Below are 24,701 nucleotides of genomic sequence, written 5' to 3' on the forward strand. Positions count from 1 at the left end.
AATCATCTTATTTTGCTCATCTAATTGAGCTTTATAACGATAACAGGTTTGACTAAGTTGAAAGATGAGGCAAGCTTTACTCACTGAAATCTTAAATTGCTCAACAGCATGCTGAGCAAGAGATTTACGTTGTGCAGGCTCTATAACTTCTTTGACAGTGCATCCTGAAGAATATCTGCTTTAAGGCGTTCGTCAGCATACATACGTTTCAGACGAGCATTTTCAGCTTCTAATTCTTTAAGTCGTGTCATCATTGAAATATCCATACCTCCATATTTCGCTTTCCATTTATAAAATGTAGCGGAACTCATACCATGTTCACGGCATAAGTTAGGCACAGGTGTTCCTGATTCAGCTTGTTTTAAAATACTCATGATTAAGCTGTCTGAATATTTAGATGTTTTCATAAAAAATCTCCTTTACAGGATTATTCGATTTTCTACTTTTGAGTTCAATTATTTTCAGGGGGGATTACCGAATGCCTTATAGCAGGTTCAGTGTGTTTGAAGTTTACTCAACACTATTTTTTATTTCTAAGTTTTCATTATGTATAGCATTTCAGCATCATCTACAAAATAAATCGATGAACAGAGGAAGGCAGTAGGTTTTTATCAGGAGGCGTTGGATCATATGGTAAGGCAGGGTTATGGCAATGCCAGCTTTGAGGTAGGATGTAACAAAGGATTAGTTATTGTAGATGAGTTTTATCCGGATGAATCAAAGCTAGAACAACATCGGCAAACGTATGATTTGACTCATGTTCAAGATATTAAGAAAGGATTGCAACAGTCGGTGCAGGCTTTGAATTGATTGCAATTTGATCAAAGTTTTTATATAGAAGCCCTAATCATCTGTACGAATACGCGCTGACACCAATGATTAGGAGTTAAACATCATGAATGCGGTAAAAAGCTGAATTTATCAGATCAATTATAAATTGCTAAAAGTTAAAAGAGAGTTTAACTCACTGCTGTCCCACAAATATCGATAATCAATATAGCCTTTATCGAATACGACTATACTACCCGATGCAAATTTAAGTGTTCTACCTTGCACCATATCATTTTCAATACCATCACCAAGCGCAACAAACTCAGGAATGGTGTTGCTATGATTTAATCCAACTGTAAGTTTATACTGGCTTTGGACTCATGTACTTTTGCCCATTCACACAATGACAGTGAAAGATCAATATGACTTGCATCGAGTGAATATAATGGATTCTTAAACCGAAATTTATGAGCGACCTTGGAGTTTTCACAATGTTGAAGTAGTTGGGTAAACAATTGTTGATATAAGCAGGCAGGTTGTTCTTCATTGATTCTTGCCAGCATACTTCGTGCAATTCTTTTGGCGCCAAGATGATAAAGCTTTTCCTGTTGTGATTCGAGATTGGATTCAATGTCTCTCAAACTTTGATGGCAAGATAACTGAGACATCAATATTGCAATAAATTCATCCCATCGTGTTGCTGATCTTAATTTTTGCCCTTGATGATATTTTTTGCAAGACGTTCAAAATCTTGTCTCAAAATGGGTTTGAGTAATTGATGAAATACGATATTCTAATGTGACAAAACCTGAGTCCTTATAGTTGAAGTGTTTGTTCGCACTTATATTTTAACTATTTAGACTCAGGTTTTTTTATTTAAACTATGGGACAGCAGTAAGTTTAACTCTCTTTTTTTGTAATTTCAAAGTGATGAGAATCACATTATATGTTGAATTTGTTTGGTTTATCAAAAATGAATAGACAATTCTGTATGGAAAAATATAAGAATTATAGCGATACTAAAAAAATTGCAAAGCTTAAAAGAACCTTAAATTTAAATTTTTATTACCTTTTTTGTTGGAAAAGCAAGGAGTAATTATGTTGTATTTCTTAATTAAGCTAAGGTGATTTTATTAAGCAATGAAATAGATACAAAAGATTAAAAATTTATTTAGGTTTAGTTTATGAGCGATAAAAGTTATTTTTGGGGTTTTTTAGAAGAGCTATCTCCTTTTAAAATAAAATATTTCTTTTTTGTTTTTGTTTTTGTGATTGTTTTTGTGGCAATTCATATCCCACTCAACTCCTATTCAGGAATAACTCCAAGTTCTAGGTCAGATCTTTTAGATGTCCAACATAGGATATTGATTGATATATCTTTTCTTACAACTTTTATTGCAAATATCTATTTATTAATAGTTTATTATTTAAAGGGGGTTTCTAGGCAATTAAGTAAAAAATTAGAAAAATCAATCGAACAGACTATTGATAAAAGGGGACAAGAAAAAAAATCAAGCTTTAAAGAAATGATTTTATTTAACATGATTTATTTAATATCATTTTTTGGTTTTTTTCTAATGCCTCCTTCAACATCAATTAAATATCGTTGGATGAACCAAGGGAATATTTATTTAGATTTTTTGATTCTTTATATACTTTGTCTTGGTTTCATTGTTTTAAATTTATTCTTAATAATTTCAAGAGAAGCAAATAAAAATGGCAGAACCAGAGAATCATGATTTTCCAGATGCAGTAGGGGTAATATCGGATGCGTATGATACAGCTCAAGATGGTTTACGAGCCGCAGCTGGCGCAGGTGGAGTACCTGAATTCGCAAAACTGGGTAATATTACTTCAATCCTTCAGATTGGCGCACATGCTAAGGCTGGAGAATATGAAAATGTAGCACAAGATATAGGAGTTGGAGCAGCACAAGCAGTTCTTGGAGGATTAATCGCTGGTACTGCTTTAGCTGCATCTGCTCCTGTAGCAGTAGGACTTATAGGAGGGGCTGCAGCTGTTTACGGGTTTGGTAAGCTGTTAGATGCAGGTATTGATTATCTTCAAGAACATCCTGAATTATTAGATCCACTATTTCCTGATCCAAACTCACCTGATCAGAACGGTGGAAACAGACCATCAAGAGACTACAGAATTGAATATTACGATCCGCTAATCCTAGATTTGAATGGGGATGGCGAAATTGGAACTATTGCAGCAAACAAGTTTCAAGGAGCAGTTTTTGATGGAAATAATGATGGAATTAGAACAGCAACAGGATGGGTCTCGCCCGAAGATGGGTTATTAGTTCGAGATGTAAATGGTGATGGATTCATAAATTCAGGTGCTGAGTTATTTGGAGATAGCACGAAGTTAGCAAATGGTACAAATGCAAAAAATGGTTTTGCTGCATTGTCTGATTTAGATAGTAACGGTGATGGGAAAGTTGATAGTAATGACACAAACTTTAATGAGTTAAAAGTTTGGAAAGATATTAATGGAGATGGTATCAGTCAAACTTCAGAGCTTTTTTCTTTAAATGACGTGGGTATACAGAGCCTAAACGTAAATATTAATGAAATAAAAAATGAGCAAGTAGAAGGTGGTTATCTAGCTGAAACGGGCTCATATACTAAAGCCGATAGCTCCCTTGGGAAAATGGCTGATGTTAATTTCGAAAATCAGGATATTTATAGTAAATTTACTAGCCAAGTTGAAGTTACACAGGATGTATCTGTTCTGCCACAATTAAAAGGCTATGGTCGGCTGAAAGATCTGCATCAGGTTGCAATGCAATCTACAGAATTTAAGAATTTATTATCACAATATGTAAATGCCACAACAAGATATGAACAAAAAGAGTTACTCGATAGCTTAGTAAAATCTTGGGCCAAGTCTGATCCTGCGTATTCAAATGATCCTATCGAAATTATCCGAATGATAAATGTAGAGTGGTATCAATCATCAAACTCAGAAAATGTTATTTATGTACGGAGAGGTGATCCTGTTCCAACGTATTTAACTACTCCACCCCCTCCGCCTGAAATTGCAGATGCTGATCTAACCGCGAAGGTTAGATTTGTTGATGCATTTTTAGGTAGACAACCAACAACACAATTAAATCAATATCTCGCAGATCAAATATCTAGTATCGACCAAATTTATGAATTGGTTAAAGAATCAATATTTTCAGACCTGTTGAATCAAACGATTCTTAAACCTTATTTAGACTCTGTAGATATGTACTTAGGGTTAGAGAAAGATGAAGTCTATTTTGATTTTTCTAACTTAGAACAAATTTTTTCGCAGAAAATTATCTTATCACCTTTAACTGCTATTGAGGATTTGAAAGATTTATTAAAAATTAATGGAAATTTTTTAGATATTGCTGGTTGGGAGAACGGTTTTGTTTTGCTCCAACAGTGGAGAGATAATTTTTCAAATGATCCAGCGTTAAAGTTATTAATCGACCAAGTTTTTGCTGATGTAGATACTCATTCAACTAATGGAACGAATGGAAATGATTTTAATATAATTAGTAATTCAGGAAATACGATCTTCGATGCTCGAAGTGGAGATGATATTGTAATCATTGATACCGATATTGGCATAACTGTTAATGGTAGCAGTGGTAATGATATTATTGTTTCGGGAAAAAATAATGACTTTTTAAATGGTGGTGAAGGTAACAATACCTATATTCTATTTAAAGGTGCAGGTAAAGATTTTATTAATTATGAAAATCTCTCTACTGGTACTGATAAAATTGCATTTACTGATGTTACTTCTAATGAAGCTGTATTCTATCAACAGGGGCATAATTTAGTAATTAAATATGGAAATGATGAAGTAACACTTTTAGGGGCGTTGGACTCGACGTCAACAAAAAATATTTCTTTTAGATTCAAGGATCAAGTTCTTTCTTTAAGTACAATACTTGAAGCTCCTCTTTTAAACTTTAGTGGTTCTTCAGATGAATTATATATTAATGGTTGGAGAGGTGTAGATTTACTGACGGGTAATGATTTAGGAAACCAAATTTATGGTTTTGATGGTAATGATACATTAATTGGGAAAAAAGGTAGTGATAGACTGTATGGAGGCAGTGGCAACGATATATATCATTTTGAGTTAGGTGATGGTATTGATGAGATTCATGAATTTGACTATTCATTAGAAGAAAATAAAGTAGTTTTTCAAAATATATATACTTCAGATATTTCCAATATTACTTTCCAAGATAGTGATCTCATTATTCAATATGGCTTAACTGACACAATTGTATTAAAAAACTATATTCTGAACTCTCAAAATTCCATTTTGAAGATACAGTTTGCTGATCAAGCGATATGGAACAATAGTGACCTGATGTCTAGAGTTACCTTTGAAGGTAGTGATAACAGTGAGGTTATTGTTGGTACATTAAATAATCGACCAAATATTATTAATGCTTACGATGGAAATGATGAAGTTCGCGGAAATCTAGTCGCACAAAATTTAATTGATGGCGGCTTAGGGGATGATCGACTTCATGGTGGGAATGAAATAGATCATATACAAGGCGGGTTTGGCGATGATTTTGTATTTGGTTTAGCGGGTAATGATGAAATAAATGGTGGGGAAGGCGACGATACTTTATTTGGTGGTGCGGGTGATGACCTAATTATTGGTGGTAATGGTAGAGACTGGCTTCAAGGTGATGAGGGAGTCAATACATTGATCGGTGGATTAGGGGATGACTCTTATGATGTTAATGGAACCGACATAATCATTGAAAATGAAGATGAGGGTTATGATGCTATTTTCATCGAGAATAATTTTGATCTTGAGGGGACTAATCTTGAGGAAATTCATTTAAAAGGAAGTGGAGACTTTAATGCTATCGGTGATGCTAAAGAAAATGGGCTTTATGGAAATTCTGGAAATAACTATCTAGATGGTAAAGGTGGTGCCGATATCATGAGTGGTGGCGGTGGTGACGACTATTATGTTGTGAACCAGTACGACAAGCTCATAACAAATTCTGATGGAAGTACGACTTTAATTCGAGGTGATCAAGTTGTAGAAGGTATTTTAAACCCTGCTGGCTATGTTTTTGGTGATAGTGGTGGCATAGATACTATTGAGCAATGGGATGATAAAAGATTTTATTCACAAGATTCAAATGGAAACTGGTTCGATACAGGGAATTACCATAACCTACAATCTAATGTAGAAAATATAATATTAAAAGGCGATGCCAAAGTAGCTTTTGGTAACGAGTTAGATAATATTATTACAGGAAATGAGCAAGATAATTTTATTAACGGTCTTGCTGGAGATGATACTTATATCTACAAAAAAGGCGGAGGAACGGATACTTTTAGTTTTGAGGATGAGTTATCTGCTGTAAATATTTTGAAAATTGAGGGTCATGAGGCTAGTAGCTTATATGCTCAAAAATTCGGTGAAAGTGTTCTAATTGGATTTAGAAATAGTACTGATAAAATATGGTTGTCAAATTATAATTTAGCTGATTATCAAGATAGTGAAAATATTACATTTAGCAATAAATTTGATCAAATCGTATTTGATTCAGGGGAGATATGGACAACAAGTGAAATTGACTCACTTCTACTTCGAGCTGAGAATAACCAAGCACCTGTTATTCAACAGTATCCTTCAACTCTAAATGTAAAAATTGAAGAAGTTCTCCAATATACTTTTAGTAATATTATTACCGATCCAGATGCAGATGACCAACTCAGCTTTAAACTGACACTACAAACTCAAGATGCCAGTGGTGACTATCAAGATATTCCTGAATGGATCATCTTTGACCCACTGACTTTAACTATGACTGTCAGTCCACCTGAAGGAGTTGATGTTGGGCAATTAAATTTCTATTTGTGGGGTACTGACCTCTATGGGGTAGGTACAGGGGTCGGCGTGAATATCAATATTCAGCCATCTGCAAATACACCTATTCCTGGGGCAATTTATGACACATTGGGAAATGATTCATTGATTGGTGGTGATGAGGATAATATTTTCTTCTACACAGGTGGTAAAGATATTCTGCAAGAAGTTGGTGGTATAGACGTATTACGTTTTAGTAATGGGATTACCTTCAATCAGGTTGGATCTGGGCTAATGAAATCTGGGAATGATCTCATCTTAAAAGTAAATGGTAGTTCAGCTAATCAAATTACATTGAAAAACTACTTTCTTGCGGGTAACAATTTAGTTGAAACGATTGATTTCGAAACAGGTGGCCAACTGACAGCGGAACAAATTTTTGGTGCATTTGGTTTAACCATTCCAACAACTGGTGGTGGTACTCAACCAGCTAATCCTGTCGGGGATACTATTTATAGTTATACAGCTGGAGAATTGACGATCAATGAACAATCTGGCACTGACAAAGTCATCTTTAAAAATGGGATTACTTTTAGTCAAGTTGGAAATTATTTGAGTAAATCGGGTGATGATTTAGTTCTTAAGATCAATGGTAGTAATACTAATAAAGTCACAGTAAAGAACTTCTTTCTCGCAGGAAATTTTTTAGTTGAGAACTTTGAGTTTGAGACGGGTGGAGCGCTTACTGCACAGCAAATCTTTGATGCATTTGGTCTCACTCTTCCATCTACTGGTGGTTCTGGTAATCAAGGATCAAGTGAAGTTGTTGGAGATACGACTTATAATTACACTTCTGGTGCGTTAATTATTACTGAACAATCAGGCAATGATAAAGTCTTCTTTAAAAATGGTATTACTTTTAATCAGGTGGGAAGTTATTTGACTAAATCAGGCGATGACCTGATTTTGAAAGTGAACGGTAGTAACACTAATAAAGTCACAGTCAAAAATTTCTTCTTGGCTGGTAAATATCTGGTTGAGACATTCCAGTTTGAGACCGGAGGACAAATTACTGCTGAGCAGATTTTTGGGGCATTTGGCATCACCATGCCACAGCAAAGTATGCTAGTAAACACACTACCTGAAAATACGGATTTAGATGCCTTTAATACCTCCTATAATTATAGTTCTGGTGCCATGGTAATTGATGAAAAGCTGGGTACAGATCAGGTGGTTTTTGGCAATGGTATTACCTTTAGTCAGGTGGCTAACTATTTAACTAAATCGGGTGATGACCTGATCCTTAAGGTGAATGGTAGTAATAGTGACAAGATTACAGTAAAAGATTACTTCCTTGGTGGTGCGCATGAGATTGAATCTTTCAATTTCGAAACAGGCGGCAGTATTTCCTCACAGCAGATTTATCAGGTGTTTGATGTGGACCGTCCTGTTAATGCTGAGGATGAAGTCATCAGTATTGTAATGGGTGATTCGGGTAACAATGTTCTGAGCGGTGATGCAACTGTGAGTGAATTATTTGTTCTAAATGAGGGCAATGATATTCTTGAATTGTTGCTCAATGCTTCAGGTGAAACTCCTGTCGACTTTGTGGCTGATTTTGATATGACAGAAGATCAAATTGATTTGTCTCAAATATTAGATAATCATGCCAATAGCTCTAATCTTTCTGATTATATTGAGATTATTTATGATACTAATGCAAAAACTAATACATTGAGTGTTCGTAATCAGCCAACTGAACTTTCGAAAGACCTTCTAATTTTTACGAACCAGGCTGAGTCATTGTCTATAGCAGATTTAACAATGAATCAGTCAATTATCTATTGATATGTAAACTGTTGAAGGGTGGTTAGCTATCCTTCAACTTTTTAGTTTTCTGTACTAATCTTTAATTCAATTTAGGAAACATATCTGATCCACATCATTTCAGCTTATCTACTTTTACGCCTGCCATTGCAATTTACTCTGAGAGGTAAAAGAGTACCCCACAAAGTTATCGCACACCGATCTATTACGTGGATTTGGAATGAACTTAAAGGGTGTTATCAGTTCAGAAAAGCCGATTGGTGAGCAGCGTAAGGGAGTAGGTTTTTATCAGGAGGCGTTGGATCATATGGTACGGCAGGGTTATGGCAATGCCAGCTTTGAGGCGGGATAATGTCGAGACCTTACACCGAAGAATCGAGAACAGAGCAAAATTGGAAGGCCTCTAACTTCATCCAATACTCAGGATACTCAGAAAGCCAAAGGGTTAAAATTGGGTAAATTAAAGTTGCATGAAAATAAAAACAAAATAAAACAGTAGGTTGTTGATCAATTTCAACTGACGCCATCCCACCATATATCTAAAATCATATAAACTCTTATAACTTTATATGAATAACTAAGCCTTAAACTTCAATAGCTTAGGGCTTTTTAATGCCTAAATTACTATCACTAACATCATTTGAGAATAACGTACTATCAAGATATGATGTTACACAGGAGTGACACACGTGTAACAGGTGCTAAATGCTTTTAGATTCACAAGTAAAAATCTAAAAGCAAAAGAACAATAATATTCTCTTGATGATGAGGGCTTATCTATTGATTTCTACAGTAAGCTTCTTTATCAATACTATTAGTCTTATTATCATAATCACCTCTACACAAGTACTAAAGATCAAAAAGGTTTCAATGACTCTGTTTCATTCCGTTTATCTTGAATTAAACTTCTTCAATCTATCTTTGAACCCGTATGTTAATGGGGTGTTGTGATTTGTTTCGTATTGTTTTTGACTTTGTAGGTTCTGTTATACTCAGGTCGCAAATCTTTCCTCAAAAGGGGAAGTAATAAAAGTGCCTTAGCAATTTGATTACTCATTTTTTGGTCTGTAGTGATTAGTATCGTCTTTATCTGAGAGTTGTTAATAGCAAGCTTCGGCTTACAAAGTGCGGTGATGCGCTTTGGTTTATTATTATCCATCATTATTTTCTGTTTTGTGTTTGGCATTAGTCAATGCACTCAAACAGAATCAATTTAATCCTTTAGCAATGCGAGTGATCACGAAATTAACTCAGTTATCACATCATTACATCACTGAAAAATCAGAAACATTTAAATTGGGTAAATAACTTTTGTTTTTCATTTTCTATTCAGATATTTATTTTCATTGATTAAGCGATGGAAAGATGTAGATGAATATTTTCTTCTTCTCTAACTTCCTGAGGATTGTATGGCAACAGATAATCCAAGAGCAGTTGATGATGCTGCATTAGCAAATAAAGACCATTTAAATCGTGTGGTCTTTTATATTTCAGCGCTACTTATTTTAACATTTGCACTTGTTACGATTTTATTTAACGACTTTGCCAATCATTTATTGAATGTCGTGTTGGCTTGGGTTAGTGATAAATTCAGCTGGTACTATTTATTAGCGGCAACATTGTACTTAGTCTTTGTGATTTTTATCGCTTTCTCACGTTATGGCGATATCAAACTTGGTCCAAAGCATTCGAAACCTGAGTTTAGTCTATTAAGTTGGTCTGCGATGCTGTTCGCTGCTGGAATTGGGACCGACTTAATGTTCTTCTCGGTTGCAGAACCGTTATCACATTATATGAATCCACCCCTAGGTGAAGGACAGACTTATGAAGCTGCACGTCAGGGCATGGTTTGGACATTATTCCACTATGGCTTAACAGGGTGGGGGATGTACGCCTTGGTGGGGATGGCATTGGGATATTTTAGTTACCGCTATAATTTGCCATTAACGATTCGTTCTGCACTGTATCCAATCTTTGGTAAAAAAATTGATGGTCCTATTGGGCATACGGTTGATATTGCTGCTGTGATCGGAACGATCTTCGGTATTGCTACCACCTGTGGTATTGCAGTAGTTCAGATTAATTATGGTCTACATGTGCTGTTGGATATCCCAGAGAATCTCTGGATTCAGATTGCACTGATTTTAGTTGCTGTGATTGTGACTATTATTTCAGTCACCGCTGGTGTAAATAAAGGCATCAAGGTTTTGTCTGAAATTAATATCTATGCCGCAATTGGCTTGATGCTGTTCGTATTGTTCCTTGGGAATACCGAATTTCTGCTCAATGCACTGGTACAAAACTTTGGTGATTATATTAGTCGCTTCCCAAGTTTAGCTTTAGAAAGTTTTGCCTTTGATCGACCAAAAGACTGGATGAATAGCTGGACCTTGTTCTTCTGGGCATGGTGGGTAGCTTGGTCTCCATTTGTCGGCTTATTTCTGGCGAGGATTTCTCGCGGTCGTACGATTCGTGAATTCGTTTGTGGAACTTTGATCATTCCTCTGTTGTTCACTATCACATGGTTGTCTATTTTCGGTAATAGTGCCTTACATAGTGTGATCTTTGATGGTAATAGCACACTGGCACAAACCGTATTGACCAATCCTGCACATGGCTTTTATGACTTACTTGCTCAGTATCCAGGCTTTGCCTTTATTGCCAGTATTGCCACCATTACAGGTTTGCTTTTCTACGTGACTTCAGCAGATTCAGGCGCTTTGGTACTCGGGAACTTCACGACCAAATTTTCTAGTGTTGATCATGATGCCCCACGTTGGTTGCGTATCTTCTGGGCTACTGCAATCGGCTTACTGACGGTAGCCATGCTTATGGCGAACGGAATCACCGCCTTGCAAAGTGCAACAGTCATTATGGGATTACCCTTCAGTTTTGTCATGTTGTTAGTGATGGCAGGTTTGTATAAATCCTTGCGCTTGGAAGATTATCGTAAAGCGAGTCGTAGTCCAAATGCAGCACCTGTCGTAGGGAATGTTGATATTCTAAACTGGAAGCAACGTTTGTCTCGTGTCATGTTTCACCCTGGTAGTCGTGAAACACTGAGTATGCTCGATAGCGTGTGTAAACCTGCGGTTCAGACAGTTGCAGATGAGTTGGTTAAACGTGGCATGAGTATCGAAGTAACGCAAGGAGAAGTGGAAGATAGTGATACCTTGTATCATCTTGATTTAACCATCTACATTGAAGAAGAGTTTAATTTTATTTATCAGATCTGGCCTGTGCGTTATATCACACCGACCTTTAGTGAGCGTGGTAAACGCGGTATGCAATATTACTATCGTTTAGAAACTTTCTTGTACGAAGGTTCGCAGGACAATGACTTGGTCGGATACACCAAAGAGCAGGTGATTAATGATATTTTAGATAAGTACGAACGTCATATGACCTTTTTACATATCAATCGAATTAGCCCCGGAAATCGTCCTTTGTATCCTGACTCACAAGACTAGTGTTTTAATATAAAACTCCCTCTATTAGGTATGTTCTACTTAAGGGGGGAGTTCAGTAAGCGTCTAAGTTAAAATCCATTTTCAATACATGGGTTTTGGCGAAAGTCTAAAAATTGTTGTGAGAACTCAATGAATAGAGCTAAGCCAAGTGGATGAGGATAAGACTGCTGCAATAGACAGCGAAGTGGTTTTTTTATTTTTTGAGATTGGGTAAAATTACAGCAAATTTAGCACTTTATAAAATGGAAATTAGCATGTTGAACAAAATTTTACTGATTGCCTTAGCAGTATTGCCAGTATTTGTACAGGCACAAAGCTTCAAATACACAAACACCGAGTCTGGTTTTAAAAATTATCAGGGACAAGCTACTTTAACAGGAAAATTTTCACGTAATTTAGACCCTGAATATGTGGATTATATGGGGGATGATATTTGCTTTGAACCCAATAAAACCTCGGCTGCACTGATACCACGTCCAAAAGGTGATACACGAGATGTATGGTTTTGCTTTAGCAACTTTGATGCAGCAAAAAAGACTTTTAAGTTACCAGACAATATTAAAAAAGGTTATTGCCAATATGAAGGACAGGCAACGATTCAAATTAAAGACTATCATTTATTTATAGAGGAAACTGAAGGTTTTGATTCAACTCAATTAGTTTCAGCGACCAATATTACTCCTGCAAAAGCAATAAAATGTAAAGTGCAGAATTAAGACTGTTTGCATACTGTGATGAGATTTGATCGCCACAGGTAAATAGTGCTTAACTTGGTTAGCTATTCGCCAACAAAAAAGATCGCATTCATGCGATCTTTTTCTTTTAAAACGAATACTTAAGCTATCCATGCTTATTTATTCTTTTTGCTGATTTTTTTATATTCTTCATATGCCTCCTCAGCAAATTTGCGTAATGAAGCTCCGATCGCAGCGTATTGGAACTCATTTAAATTGGCAAGCGAGGCACGTGCAGAAGGGTGTTGAACACCAAAACCTGAACCCGGAAGCAGCACTACACCTGTTTCATCAGCAACTCGGAAAAGTAATTCTGTTGGATTCTTATTTTTCATCACCCAATCAGCAAACGCATCACCATATAGTTTTCTTGAGGTATTTTCTAAATTGACCAAGGTATAGTAATCAACAGCGTTTGGATCTTGTGGAACTTCAACGCCAAGCTGTCTATAAAGGGCAGCATCACGTTCTCTTACCACAGATTTCACTGCTTTTTTATAACTTTGACGAGAGTCCATCATATTGAATAATGCAAACAGGACCATTTGTACTTGTTGAGGTGTGGATAATCCAGCCGTATGGTTTAAAGCAACATTTCGACTATCGGCAACAAGGCGATCTATAAACTTAATACTAGATGGATCTGTGGTGAGGGATGAGTAGCGTTCTTCGAGTTCTTTCTTGTCTTTTTTAGAAAGCGCTGCAATTTTTTTATCTAAAATATTATGATTACTCAAGGCAATGACACCCAAACGCCAACCTGTCGCGCCAAAATATTTAGAGAAAGAATAAACCAGAATGGTATTGTCAGGACAAATCGCAAACAAAGATTTAAAATTATCAGCAAATGTTCCATAAACGTCATCAGTTAAGATAATTAGATCAGGGCGTTTTTTGACAATATCAGCCAAAATCGCTAAGCCTTCATCACTCATTTTAACCGAAGGTGGGTTACTTGGATTGACCAAGAAAAAGGCTTTGATTGATGGATCTTCTAATTTTCTTAACTCTGATTCAGGGTATTGCCAACCTAGATTTGGATCAGCCTCGATCAACACCTCTTCGAGTTGATAATCGTTAAGTTTGGGAATTTCAAGATAAGGGGTAAAGATAGGAGAACCTATGGCAATACGATCACCATGTGAAATAATCTTATTTTCTTTTAATGAGTTAAAGATATAAGCCATTGCAGCCGTCCCCCCTTCAACTGCAAATAAATCGAGTTCCTCTTTAGGCATACCTTGTACGCCCATTTCACGTAAAACGTATTCTTTGATAATTTTTTCACTGACTTTGAGCATTCGATCAGGAACTGGATAATTACAGCCGAGAATACCTTCGACCATTTCAAGTAAAAAAGCATCTGGATCGAGTCCTAATTGATCACGCACATAAGAAATCGCTTTCCCAAGAAAAACAACACCAGGTTTGTCGCGATTTTCTAAAACGAAATGGTCAAAGCGTGATTGCAATCCTTCTGCACGGGGAAATCCACCAAGCCCTTCTGGCATATAGGAAAAAGAAAATTCTGATTCAGTGGCTGAAAATAGACCCAATTGGAAAAAGGCACGACGTGGAATGGTTGCGAGAAAATTGGGATTGCCTCGTCCAGCATTGAGCATCATACGGTCAGTATGGCTTTGTGCCAAAGCAATCAATTCATCTTTAAGTTCAAATGGGCTGAGTTTTGCGTATTTTGAATAATCAACGTTCCCCATGGGAAGCCTCCTTCATTATATTGATATCAATGTGTTTGGGGTTTATAAATTTATTTATGCTAAACCAACAATCAGTGGGCCGAGCAGGGTCAAAAATACATTTGCGAGAGCATAGGTAATTGCAAATGGAACAGTTGGAATCGAATTTCCAGCTTTGTCTAGTACGCCACCAAAAGCAGGATTGGCACTTCGTGAGCCTGTTAATGCTCCTGCCATTACCGCGACATTGTCATAACGAAGGACATAACGGGCAAAGAGCATGGAAAGAATAAGTGGGACTAGGGTAACCACAACCCCAATCATAAAGAGCGATAAGCCACTTTCTTTAATGGTTTGAATAGCCTGTAGCCCTGATTGCAGTCCAACAGCAGCAACAAAACCAGCAAGACCGAGATCTTTAAGTAGTTGTGAAGCGGCTAAGGGCATGTTGCCATGCACTTGATTTCGGCTACGAAGCCAACCGAAGAGTAGACCTGAAAGCAGAGCACCACCACCTGCGCCAAGCGTTAAAGGTACATCCCCAATTCGGATAACAAATAAACCAATGACCAAACCAACGACTAAGCCAGCGCCGTGAAAAATCCAATCTGTTTTTAAACTCTCAGGTAAGGCTTTTCCTGCTTCTTTGACTAAACGATCAACATCACTTTTTGTTCCATAGACAGTCACGACATCACCTTGGTGAAGTACAGTATCATCACTCAACCTTTGAGCTTCACTGTTACGTTTAATCGCAAGGACATAAATGCCATGTTTTAAATAATCTGGCGTATTCGTCTTAATATCACCAAGTGTGCGGTTGGCATATTTTGAATTTCTCAAAATAACATCGGTCGTATCCATGATCATTTCCATACCTTGTGAGGACTGTAATTCAGATCCGATAGACGCAGCGATGGAAACAATACTTGCTCGTCGACCCACTACGAGCACAACATCATCTTTTTGTAAGCTGATGTCAGGGCTAACATCAATAAACTGATCTTTACGTTTTAAGCGTTCAATGGTCACACTTGGGGCAATGGTTTCAAGTTCTGCAATAGTTTGTCCCGCGGCTTGTTTGACTTTGTAGATTCGTCCAACAATTTCAGGCATTGCCAGTTCTTGACCTGGGGCAAGTTCAAAAGCACCTTTTAACTGTTCTGCTTGTGCCTTCAACGCATCATCATGTATTTCTCGACCCATGAATTTTGGTAGAAGATTTACACAGACAATAATGGCACCCAATGAGCCAAAAATATAAGTTACAGCATATCCAATCGCAACATTGGCTTGGAGCTTTTGGATTTCTGCAAGTGGTAAATCTAAACGAGAAATTGCATCTCCTGCTGTACCGATGATTGCCGATTGAGTCATTCCACCTGCAGCAAGCCCAGCAGCTAAACCTTTGTCCAAATTAAAGATTTTTGCCATTGCTAAAACAGTGATCAGACCACATACTGCCATAAAGATCGCCAACAGAATTTCTTTAATCGATTGTGGACCAAGTGATTTAAAAAACTGTGGACCACTTTCGAAGCCAACCGCATAAATAAATAGAGCAAAAAGAATGGCTTTTACGCCATTGTCGATGGGAACACCAATCAAGCTCAGAATTACTGCGACAAGTAATGATCCTGCAACCCCCCCAAATTGAAACTTACCGAATTGAAATTGACCGATCCAAAAACCTATTGCTAAAGATAAGAATAATAGGATTTCTGGACTATGTTTTAACTCGCCTTGTAGCCATTCAATCATTTTACGGCCCACCTTTATTATTTAATCTATATTTGATAATGAAATAAGATATTTAAATTTTTGCCTTCAATGAAAATACTATTTAGTTAAAGCGCTGTAAATTTTTAGGTTTATATTTAAATTATTTCATCATTATTTTTTGTTGAACTTAAATATACAGCGAATATGAAATTATTCTTAAGGGATTGCATTCTTATGATTGATTAAAGTTTTAATTGTCTAACAATTTATTATTTGGATGTTATCTTTAATAAGTGGATTTAAATAATTAAATTATATTAAAGAAATTATTATAATAATTTAATAGTTTTTTTGTTGCTTTTAAAGTAGTTCTATTATTTTTTACTTTTATTAAGTATATGAAAATTTAAACAATTTATTTATCTTTTGCTTTTTTGTCTTAATGCTGTTGCTAATGTGTATCCGTAGGTAAATTATAGCCAATATATGAATATTTCAATTTTTTTTATTTAGTAGTAATGCGTGTGACTTATTTTAATTGTGGAATTATAAATTGTAGTCATTATATGAATAATTTGTGAGTTAAATAAGGTAAAAATAATAATCTGTGATTTTATTTTTATTTTTGTGGAATCGTATATTTTAAAAAGTGAATGGTAAGTGGTTTGAATTTTGATAAGTATACTGATCTGAATAAAATGATGGATATATCGTTCTAATTAATAATCTTGGGGTGAAGTGAATTCACAATAGTCTGATTTATTTAATAAAAATTAATTAATTTTAAATTATAGAGATAAGCAACTTAAGCAATGACAGAGTGGTAGTAGAGGTCTAAATACCACCCTATATTGAATAAAAATGACAGCCCTATACTATGAGGAAAAACTAGCTTTTAGGATGTGCTTTTGGATTGCCATTGTGGGTAAATCGAGAGAATATAGCGCTGAAACTGTTGTGTTACTTTAGGATTATTTGAGCGTTTTAAATAGTCAAAAACGGCATTTAAATAAACTTCACTCGGTTGTAATTCAAAGCCTAAATTTTGACTGAGTTGAGTGTAATGCTGTTTGACCAGATCTGGATTTTCAGGAATTGATTTAATATTGATCTGCATGCCTTCAAAAATATAACGCAAACCGTCAAGGTTACCTTTCAATGGTACAGTGCCGTGATCCTCACCTTCATATTGGATATATTTATAGTTCAAATGTGCAAAGGGTTGTTGAGTTAAATATTGATTGAATTTTTGAATACCATTGTAATGGCTGTCCAAACTGGCGGTATTTTCACTGCTACCGACTTGTGTTAAGAATAGTTTTTTATGCTGAAAATCTTTGTACTTTACTTCCTTAAAACGCTTGAGCATGATTTCATCATCCCACCAAATACTGGGATCATGCACAATATAAGCTTGAATATTTTTGTGACCGTTAAGCATATGATTCAGTGCAGTGATTCCTCCAAAAGAATGACCAATCAATACATTTAAGCCGTTAGTACGATATTTTTTTTCTACGTCAGGCATAAGCTCAGTTTCTAAAAAATTAAAGAAAGCAAGATTTCCGCCAGTTTTACCTTCGATCAGCCGTCCTTCTTTAATTTGAGGCTTTTGCGGTGTAGGTGTTAAGTCACGTGCTCGATCTGTATTGACTATACCGATAACCACCATTTCAGGTATTGAGGGATAAGGAGACTTAGATAATTTTTCAATAATCCCTGTCACATAATGAAAGTTACTTTCACTGTCTAAAAGATATACAACAGGGTATTTTTGATTGGGATATTGATTATAGCTGGCTGGTAGATAGACCTGAATTGCTCTTTTTTCATTTAATACAGTGGACACGAAGTTGTGTGTTTCTCCAATTTTGATGCTGCTATCCGCAAAACTGGGTATTGAGATTTGCATAGACAATACGCCCAAAGCCAAGTAGAGAAAAGTTTTCTTGATCATAGAAAGATCCATTCTATATTTGTGATGTCATCACACCAATTTAAAAAGTAAACACTTGCTCAATCAGCAGCAGGTATTATATGTAAATCAATACTTAGAGTATTGACCATGATGGGACTGGACCCATGCATGGTGCTTTAATGACGTTTTAAATCAAATTCATTTTTAAAATTTATATTGAATTGATGCGGTATAACGTCGTGGATCGCCATAAGTATTTGCCCACGTATTTAGACGGTATTTTTCATCAGTTAAATTACTGACATTTAGTCCAAGATTAAGATCTTTGTTGATTGCATAACGAGCCATTACATCAACTAAGCCAAAGGATTTTTGACGAAAAGCTTCATAATTTAGACCTGTTTTACTTTTATCATAAAATTCATTTTGCCAATTTACACCTGCACCAACGGTTAATTTATTTTCCATCACGGGTAAGTTGTAGGTGGTGAATAATTTAAATTGTTGTGTAGGGCGATCGGTATTGATACGTTGACCATTTTTATCTTTCGTTTCAGCTTGGGTATAGCCTGCTTGAATATTCCATTCAGGTAAAATTTGCCCTGAAATTTCAAGTTCAAAACCTTGCGTTTTTGCACCTTTGACGCCGTGATAATAAGTTGATCCCGCTGTTGTCCATCCATTGATGACAGCTTGATCTGTATCACTGTATTTTCCAGCAGATTCAGCAACATTATCCATTTTTGCTTGAAAATAAGCGGCACTCATATTTAATCGGTCATCATAAAAACTTGCTTTAAACCCGCCTTCATAATTGTCACCTTGCTGTGGGTTTAACATATTGTATGCATAATCACGGTTGGTTTGCGGTAAGAAAATATTGGTATAACTCGCATAAGCAGTAAGATATGAGGAGATATCAAAAGTAATCCCTGCATAAGGTGTAAATTGATTGGATTCTTTAATTTTAGAATCTGAAACTGTATTTCTAACTGTATTTGTAGAATGGGTTTTTAAATCATAATTGGACAAACGCCCACCCACAATAATATGTAAGGAATCAATCGGATTAAGTCGAGTTGCAAGATAGTAGCCACTTTGCTGATAGTCTTTATTACTTACACCAGTCGCAATGCGAGCTTCTGGCGGGAGAGCAATTTGCCCATTCCATGTGTTTAAGTTAATCGTATCTTTACTACTATATCCCGCATAAGCATTGTTATTACTCTTTAGATTTTGATAACTTGCACCAAGCATCAATTCATGTTCACGTCCCAAAAGAGAGTAGCCGCCAGTGACTGAAAGATCTAAGCTATGTTCTTCTGGGCTGAAATCATTTTGCGATGCTGCAAGTGATGCAGTCATTTTGGTGTAGTCGACTTGGGCAACACCAATGACACCATATAAAGCATTAATGTCTTGTTTGGTATAATTATAATTGGCTTGAATTTTCCAACGATTGTTGAATTCATGTTTTAACTCAGTAAATAAATTGAGTGTATCCACATTGCTATAAGCCCAACGTGCATTGGGGTTGAATTCACGATTGAACGGCATCAATGTGCCATCATCACCAAATACAGTAATCCCGTGTACACCTTGTCCATTGAGACGAGAGCGACTGAGTAGAGAACCAACACTGAACTGCGTTTTTTCGCTGAGATCTGCATCAACTACCGCATAAAGTGTGGCATCACGTTGATCTCCCCAATCACGCCATGAATCGCTTTGACCATAAGCTGCGACGACTCGCCCACGGACCACTCCTGATGATGTTAAGGCACTTTGCGCATCAAACGTTGAGCGAATTGCTTGATCTGATCCTACATTGAGTTGAATCTGACCTGTTGGTGTAGTACTGGTTGCATGTTTACGATTGAGATTAATACTGGCACTTGGATAACCTGCACCATTGGTGAGTCCAGCAGCACCTTTGAGTACAGTAATATTTTCATAAATAATGGGATTTAAATTGCTGAGAGATGAACCATTTTTACCACTGGTTGCAGGAGAGGTCATTACACCATCTACCTGATAGTTCAAGATTTGATTTCCCCGCGCATAATAGAATGTGTATTCTCCACCATTTCCAACTGCACCTTGTGCACCATAGCGTTGTACATAAATACCAGGTGTTTGTGATAAAACTTCTTCAACGGTATTTAAATTTTGATCTTCGATATGTTGGCTGGTCATAACCGTTACGGATTGTGGAGTTTCCTTCAAGGTCAGATCAAGCTTCGTTGCTGCGCGAGATTTTCTTTCAGTATATCCCGTGGTTTTTTCTGTATCGGCTTTTACTTCGATTGTTGGCAATTGAGTTGAGAAGTCTTCTGCGATTGCGGTACAACTGATCAAGGTGAGAGAGCTGAAAAGAACATGACGTACAGATAAGCTTAGTGTTGAAAGTTTCATTGGAATAAATTTTTTATAAAGATGCTAGTGATAATTATTATCATTTAAAATAAGGGTAAAAATCAATAAAGATTTATGTTCTTTTTAAATTTTTAATTTATTTAATTGAGGTAAGTCATTGAGCCTCAATATTTTTAAAATAAGATCGAACAGTTAATAGTGCTTATTATTAATATATTCTTCCATTAAATGGAGAATTGCTTAATCGGGCGAAGCTTAGTGAATATGAAGCAATCTCATCCAATTGAGAAGGAATGATGATACAGATTTGGCTAAAATATAAGTATGATTTTAAATCATAGATCTTAATTCATAAGCTGTATTTCTCAGTAAAGGCAAAATTTGCTGAAGCAGTTGTTCATCAGTCATTCGATGAGTTTGTGCAATACAGTTTAACGCTGCGACGGCATCACCTTGACCATTTAAAACAGAAACGGCAATCGCAATAACACCGAATTCATGCTCTTCTTTTGATAAACAATAATCTTGTTTTTGTACTTGATTCAATATTTGATAAAACTGAGTTTCATCTTGGATGGTATAAGCAGTAAGTCTTTTTAAACCATATTTGTTCAGCCATTGTTTTTGCTCTTCTGGACGCAGTGCTGCCAGTAAAACCTTACCTGTTGAAGTTGCATGAGCAGGTAAGCGATTACCCAAATGCATGCCGTACGGACTTACGCGTAGATTATCTTGTTGGGGTAAATAACTTCGTGCAATTGGCACAACTTCATGTTCATCTAAAACCACCAATGAAAAAGTCAAACCTGTTTGTGCACTCAATAAATTTAAAATCGGTTGTACAACTTTAGGCAGATGAGCAGAACTCAGATAAGAGCTCGATAAGCGTAATACTTTGTGTGTTAACCAGAAATAATGATCATCACTTTCTAAATAACCTAAATATTTTAAAGTTCTTAAATATCTTCGAGCTGCTGTGCGGCTTAATCCAGTACGTTCAGCAACTTGAGTCGAATTGAGTTTTTGACGATCAATACCAAAAGCTTCAAGTAAACTCAGTCCTTTGGCAAGTCCAGCGATGTAGTCGTCTTGCTTAATGGTTTCACCTGAAATTTTATTTTCGATTAAATCGTATCTCATCGTTCATCCTTACTCGATTCTATTTAACCGATATACGGTCATTGTTACCACTATACGGTGATTATCCAGTTTTCACCATATCAAAAGTACAGCAAAGAAATTAATTTAAGTGTCAGGATATGGAGAAAATATTATGGAAAATTTAACCACACAAGTTGCGATTATTGGCTCAGGACCAGCAGGGTTATTGCTTGGACAACTGTTGTTTAAAGCAGGTATCTCCCATGTGATTATTGAACAACGTAGTGCTGAATATGTAGCTGCACGCATTCGAGCAGGCATACTTGAACAGGTCTCTGTAGATTTATTAGCCCAAGCGGGTGTGGACAAGAACTTAAAAAAGCTTGGACTGCCACATGATGGTATTGAAATTTTAACCAACGGCTTAAAGCATCGTGTCGATTTAGCTAAATTAACTCAGGGGAAGCAAGTTACGGTTTACGGACAAACGGAAGTCACAAAAGATTTAATGCATGCTCGTGAAGCGGCAGGTTTACCTACTTACTATGAAGCTGAGCATGTACAAATTCATGATTTTGAGCAAAACCCGTATGTTAGCTTTCAGCATAATGGTCAATCGTACCAGCTTAAATGTGATTTTATTGCAGGCTGTGATGGCTATCATGGGGTTTGTCGTGCAAGTGTGCCTCAAGATAGAATCAAAACTTTTGAAAAGATTTACCCATTCGGTTGGTTAGGTGTACTTGCAGATGTACCCCCTGTATCAAATGAGTTGATCTATGTGCAGTCAGAACGGGGCTTTGCTTTATGTAGTATGCGCTCTCAAACACGGAGTCGATATTATTTGCAAGTCCCTGTGACAGATCATGTTGATGAATGGTCGGATGAAAGATTTTGGAATGAATTAAAAAATCGTTTGGATGAAGAAAGCCGTGAAAAAATAGTAACAGGGACTTCCCTTGAAAAAAGTATTGCACCTTTATGTAGTTTTGTGACAGAGCCAATGCGATTTGGAAAATTATTTTTGGCAGGTGATGCCGCGCATATAGTACCTCCTACAGGTGCAAAAGGTTTAAATTTAGCAGCCTCTGATATTGCTTATTTATCACATGCTTTGATTGATTTTTATCACAATGACTCGGAGAAAGGGATTGAAGCGTATTCTGAAAAATGCTTGAAGCGAGTATGGAAAGCGGAACGTTTTTCATGGTGGATGACGCATTTACTGCATCGTTTTGAAACAGAAAGCGAGTTTGATCATAAAATTAAACAGGCTGAACTAAGTTATATTTTAGAATCAAATGCTGGATTAACCACATTGGCAGAAAACTATGTCGGTTTACCTTATGAAATTAAAAGTTTTAATGATATGCAGGGTAGTCGTTCAGACTTGGTTAGTCATTAATTTTTAAAAAATAGAAAGTTACCTATTTTGATCAAGGTTTTAAATCTTAATTAAATATAGGTGGCTTTTTTTGTTGCTAATCAAATTAAATGCAAAATAAAAAGCTTGATCTTCATGTTTATGATTAAGCTAAATTTAAAATGCTATAGCTTTATTTAAAGTTTTTTTTAAACGTATTTTAAGCAATTTTTTGATAAACAATAAAAAGATATAGTTAAGAAAAGGATACTAAGATTAGGAAAAAGTAGTGTGATTGTTCATAAATAATTCGATAAAAAATACTGGAATTTTTGAGACTTAAAAAAAAGGGGCTGGATGTTACAAATTATTTTATAAAAATAAATACTTAAGTATGAGAAAATACCAAGAATTGGGTATTTTTTTATCAATTGGAAAATAATAATTTATTTACTCCATAACTCAAAGAGTAATTAAAATGACTAATTTAAATATTTTAAGTATTGATCAAAATGAAGAGTATATTGTGGTTTCCCTTAAAAATAATCAGGGTAAAAACTATGAGGTTGGCTATCCAAAATCTGCAGGATATAGCTTGGAACTAGTGACAGACACATTGAATAAAAAGCAAATGGATAAAGTTGAAGGAAGCCGTTGTGAGTTGAAATGGGAAGTCAATGTAAAACCAAGTTATACATCGGATTGCGCTAAAGCATTAGGTATTTCAGAAGGAAATGTAATAGGCGGTATCAGTAAGATATATCAAAGCCGTGTACAATTTCATAATACAAAAGGTTGGGGTTTACATTTTATGATTTAAGTGGTGATGACTATAGTTGTTCAACCCTTTTTAATGGATGGCACTATATTGATTATAATTCGAGTGAGCCTACAATCATCGCTGTTGACTAATAGAATTATTCGCCCATTGTTTTGATAAAAAAGCACACGCGTTGCTTTTTTATCAAAGAACTGCATCAATTTAGAGGGTATCAATAGTTAAGATTGAGTTTAATATTAAGTAGGTTTTATGCCTGTAATGTAACTTGGCAAACCAAAGCTTTACTTTCAAACCAAATAGATTCAAATCAAAAATTTGTTTTCCTTTTATGGGTGAACTTGTTAGCATCAAAGGGTATTTTTGAAAGCGTGCAGCAGTGAATGTCTTCAGGTCAACAAGTCTTAATTAAACTTAGAAAAATGATTATTGATGGTGAGCTTGAGGGCGGTACCAGAGTTGCAGAGATTCCAACGGCTGAGTTATTAGGGGTATCTAGACAGCCAGTGCGTATGGCATTTCGTTTGCTTGAGCAAGAAGGTTTACTGATTAAAAATCCAACTCGGGGATATACGGTTCGAGAAATTTCAGAAAAACTGATCAATGATGCACTTGAAGTGCGTGGTATCCTTGAGGGACTGGCAGCTAAAACCATTGCAGAACAAGGTTTGACGGAAGAACAGAAAAAAACACTACAAAATTGCATTGTCGAAACTGAAAAACTTTTTGATGGAAAAACTGAGTTTGGTGATCATGAACTGGAACGTTACCATCATTTTAATGTGATTTTTCACGATACCATTATTCAAGGCGCGCAAAATGTTGCGTTGATCCAAGCCTTAGCCAAAAACAATCAATTGCCCATGGCCTCTGCCCAAGCCATTACCTATGACCAAACTCAAGCACTTTCAGAATATCGTCGCTTACATTATGCCCATTTACAGCACTGTTCAATTTACGATGCTTTAATGCATAGACAGGCTGGGCGTGCTGAAACATTGATGCGGGAACATAGTAGTGTTGTGGTTTTTGGTGAGACCTTAAGAAACGTGTTGACACAATAAAACCGAAATGAAATATCAACAGACCCTAAGCAACTCCTTTTA

Annotated in this window: 12 protein-coding genes and 4 pseudogenes; 9 read left to right on the forward strand and 7 right to left on the reverse strand. The window is 36.1% G+C overall.

Features of this window, described 5'->3' with window-relative positions; genetic code table 11:
* A pseudogene (locus ACINWC743_RS19810) lies at positions 1 to 407 on the reverse strand (transposase); the annotation flags it as partial.
* A gap of 172 nt (positions 408 to 579) precedes the next feature.
* On the opposite strand from ACINWC743_RS19810, the pseudogene ACINWC743_RS19815 reads away from it, so the two are divergent.
* Positions 580 to 810 (forward strand): annotated as a pseudogene (locus ACINWC743_RS19815) (hypothetical protein); the annotation flags it as partial.
* A 171-nt stretch (positions 811 to 981) separates the two neighbouring features.
* Here ACINWC743_RS19815 and ACINWC743_RS19820 read toward each other — a convergent pair.
* Positions 982 to 1,561, reverse strand: a pseudogene (locus tag ACINWC743_RS19820) (DUF4372 domain-containing protein); the annotation flags it as partial.
* Between the two features lie 394 nt (positions 1,562 to 1,955).
* On the opposite strand from ACINWC743_RS19820, the gene ACINWC743_RS19825 reads away from it, so the two are divergent.
* The 5 genes and pseudogenes from ACINWC743_RS19825 (at position 1,956) to ACINWC743_RS19845 (ending at position 12,622) form a co-directional block, all read left to right on the forward strand.
* On the forward strand, positions 1,956 to 2,510 hold the full coding sequence (locus ACINWC743_RS19825) for a hypothetical protein (RefSeq protein ID WP_009586700.1): 555 nt from the start codon (positions 1,956 to 1,958) through the stop codon (positions 2,508 to 2,510).
* Positions 2,488 to 8,457 carry a calcium-binding protein gene (locus tag ACINWC743_RS19830; protein ID WP_009586788.1) on the forward strand — a complete coding sequence of 1,990 codons (5,970 nt, stop codon included), beginning with the start codon at positions 2,488 to 2,490 and terminating at the stop codon, positions 8,455 to 8,457. Before ACINWC743_RS19825 ends, ACINWC743_RS19830 begins: the two co-directional genes overlap by 23 nt.
* A gap of 90 nt (positions 8,458 to 8,547) precedes the next feature.
* Positions 8,548 to 8,785 (forward strand): annotated as a pseudogene (locus ACINWC743_RS25330) (hydrolase or metal-binding protein); the annotation flags it as partial.
* 1,060 nt (positions 8,786 to 9,845) lie between these two features.
* Positions 9,846 to 11,906 (forward strand): choline transporter, encoded by a 2,061-nt coding sequence (locus ACINWC743_RS19840; RefSeq protein WP_009586763.1) that lies wholly within the window; start codon positions 9,846 to 9,848, stop codon positions 11,904 to 11,906.
* 254 nt (positions 11,907 to 12,160) lie between these two features.
* On the forward strand, positions 12,161 to 12,622 hold the full coding sequence (locus ACINWC743_RS19845) for a hypothetical protein (protein ID WP_171064917.1): 462 nt from the start codon (positions 12,161 to 12,163) through the stop codon (positions 12,620 to 12,622).
* A gap of 134 nt (positions 12,623 to 12,756) precedes the next feature.
* Here ACINWC743_RS19845 and ACINWC743_RS19850 read toward each other — a convergent pair whose 3' ends face one another.
* The 5 genes from ACINWC743_RS19850 to ACINWC743_RS19870 form a co-directional block, all read right to left on the reverse strand.
* Positions 12,757 to 14,358: a bifunctional aspartate transaminase/aspartate 4-decarboxylase gene (locus tag ACINWC743_RS19850; RefSeq protein WP_005033338.1), complete on the reverse strand. Its 1,602-nt coding sequence runs from the start codon at positions 14,356 to 14,358 to the stop codon at positions 12,757 to 12,759.
* 54 nt (positions 14,359 to 14,412) lie between these two features.
* Positions 14,413 to 16,098, reverse strand: coding sequence for an aspartate-alanine antiporter (gene aspT, locus ACINWC743_RS19855; protein WP_009586685.1), 1,686 nt, complete (start codon positions 16,096 to 16,098; stop codon positions 14,413 to 14,415).
* 856 nt (positions 16,099 to 16,954) lie between these two features.
* Positions 16,955 to 18,016: an alpha/beta hydrolase gene (locus ACINWC743_RS19860; protein ID WP_009586713.1), complete on the reverse strand. Its 1,062-nt coding sequence runs from the start codon at positions 18,014 to 18,016 to the stop codon at positions 16,955 to 16,957.
* Positions 18,017 to 18,181: 165 nt separating this feature from the next.
* The gene (locus tag ACINWC743_RS19865) at positions 18,182 to 20,392 is read right to left on the reverse strand and encodes a TonB-dependent siderophore receptor (protein ID WP_009586802.1); all 2,211 of its coding nucleotides are present in this window, start codon (positions 20,390 to 20,392) and stop codon (positions 18,182 to 18,184) included.
* Positions 20,393 to 20,683: 291 nt separating this feature from the next.
* On the reverse strand, positions 20,684 to 21,493 hold the full coding sequence (locus tag ACINWC743_RS19870; RefSeq protein WP_009586785.1) for an IclR family transcriptional regulator domain-containing protein: 810 nt from the start codon (positions 21,491 to 21,493) through the stop codon (positions 20,684 to 20,686).
* A 133-nt stretch (positions 21,494 to 21,626) separates the two neighbouring features.
* On the opposite strand from ACINWC743_RS19870, the gene pobA reads away from it, so the two are divergent.
* The 3 genes from pobA to ACINWC743_RS19885 all read left to right on the forward strand — a co-directional run bounded on the left by pobA (position 21,627) and on the right by ACINWC743_RS19885 (position 24,659).
* Complete coding sequence (pobA, locus tag ACINWC743_RS19875) at positions 21,627 to 22,859, forward strand: 4-hydroxybenzoate 3-monooxygenase (protein WP_009586777.1); 1,233 nt, start codon at positions 21,627 to 21,629, stop codon at positions 22,857 to 22,859.
* Between the two features lie 436 nt (positions 22,860 to 23,295).
* Positions 23,296 to 23,637, forward strand: a complete 342-nt coding sequence (locus ACINWC743_RS19880) for a hypothetical protein (RefSeq protein ID WP_009586729.1) — start codon at positions 23,296 to 23,298, stop codon at positions 23,635 to 23,637.
* A gap of 341 nt (positions 23,638 to 23,978) precedes the next feature.
* Positions 23,979 to 24,659: a GntR family transcriptional regulator gene (locus ACINWC743_RS19885; protein ID WP_009586737.1), complete on the forward strand. Its 681-nt coding sequence runs from the start codon at positions 23,979 to 23,981 to the stop codon at positions 24,657 to 24,659.
* The last annotated feature ends 42 nt before the right edge of the window (positions 24,660 to 24,701 follow it).

The organism is Acinetobacter sp. WC-743 (assembly GCF_000335555.1).
In the GTDB taxonomy this organism is placed as follows: Bacteria; Pseudomonadota; Gammaproteobacteria; order Pseudomonadales; family Moraxellaceae; genus Acinetobacter; species Acinetobacter bereziniae.

Excerpts from the sequence above, each read along its gene's own strand:
- ACINWC743_RS19825 (WP_009586700.1), top strand. The coding sequence starts at position 1,956 with ATGAGCGATAAAAGTTATTTTTGGGGTTTTTTAGAAGAGCTATCTCCT.
- ACINWC743_RS19830 (WP_009586788.1), top strand. The coding sequence starts at position 2,488 with ATGGCAGAACCAGAGAATCATGATTTTCCAGATGCAGTAGGGGTAATA.
- ACINWC743_RS19840 (WP_009586763.1), top strand. The coding sequence starts at position 9,846 with ATGGCAACAGATAATCCAAGAGCAGTTGATGATGCTGCATTAGCAAAT.
- ACINWC743_RS19845 (WP_171064917.1), top strand. The coding sequence starts at position 12,161 with ATGTTGAACAAAATTTTACTGATTGCCTTAGCAGTATTGCCAGTATTT.
- ACINWC743_RS19850 (WP_005033338.1), bottom strand. The coding sequence starts at position 14,358 with ATGGGGAACGTTGATTATTCAAAATACGCAAAACTCAGCCCATTTGAA.
- aspT (WP_009586685.1), bottom strand. The coding sequence starts at position 16,098 with ATGATTGAATGGCTACAAGGCGAGTTAAAACATAGTCCAGAAATCCTA.
- ACINWC743_RS19860 (WP_009586713.1), bottom strand. The coding sequence starts at position 18,016 with ATGATCAAGAAAACTTTTCTCTACTTGGCTTTGGGCGTATTGTCTATG.
- ACINWC743_RS19865 (WP_009586802.1), bottom strand. The coding sequence starts at position 20,392 with ATGAAACTTTCAACACTAAGCTTATCTGTACGTCATGTTCTTTTCAGC.
- ACINWC743_RS19870 (WP_009586785.1), bottom strand. The coding sequence starts at position 21,493 with ATGAGATACGATTTAATCGAAAATAAAATTTCAGGTGAAACCATTAAG.
- pobA (WP_009586777.1), top strand. The coding sequence starts at position 21,627 with ATGGAAAATTTAACCACACAAGTTGCGATTATTGGCTCAGGACCAGCA.
- ACINWC743_RS19880 (WP_009586729.1), top strand. The coding sequence starts at position 23,296 with ATGACTAATTTAAATATTTTAAGTATTGATCAAAATGAAGAGTATATT.
- ACINWC743_RS19885 (WP_009586737.1), top strand. The coding sequence starts at position 23,979 with ATGTCTTCAGGTCAACAAGTCTTAATTAAACTTAGAAAAATGATTATT.